Below are 496 nucleotides of genomic sequence, written 5' to 3'. Positions count from 1 at the left end.
CCTTACTTTAGTGAGGGGATGGATAGCCTAAGCCTAGGACTCGTAGAGTCCTATTTTTTATATGCATTATATTTTTGGTCGTTAATATATCTCTCAACAACATCTTTACTCATGTTACCTAGAGAGCCTAGATAATAGCTAGAAGACCATAAATGACCGCTCTAATATTGTTTTTGTCTAATTTCTGGATGTGTTTGTAAGAATAGGAATGCACTTCTGCCTTTTAGTGCTTTGATTACGTCTACTGCTGATTTTCTCGGTGGAAATGAAATAAGCATATGTACATGGTCTGGCATTACTTCCATTTTTTCAATGACTATTTCATTGTCGTCAGCTACTCTTTGTAGAATATCTTTCATTTCGTTAGATAACTTTTCATTTGTAAAAGTCTTATTTCTGTATTTTGTACACCAAATTAAGTGAAAATGTAAATTATACACATAACGTTTTGTGTATATTGCGTCTTTTATTTTATTAGTCATTGTATAGTCTCCTT

1 pseudogene is annotated in these 496 nt (G+C 32.5%); it reads right to left on the bottom strand.

Annotation, left to right across the window (positions count from 1 at the left end):
• Window positions 1-7 precede the first annotated feature (7 nt).
• Window positions 8-482 (bottom strand): annotated as a pseudogene (gene tnpA, locus FC55_RS09650) (IS200/IS605 family transposase).
• Window positions 483-496 lie beyond the last annotated feature (14 nt).

Origin of the sequence: Ligilactobacillus salivarius DSM 20555 = ATCC 11741 (assembly GCF_001435955.1) — a bacterium.
GTDB classification, from domain to species: Bacteria; Bacillota; Bacilli; order Lactobacillales; family Lactobacillaceae; genus Ligilactobacillus; species Ligilactobacillus salivarius.
Note: the sequence above shows the minus strand (reverse complement) of the source record. Positions and strands in the feature narration are given on the sequence as shown.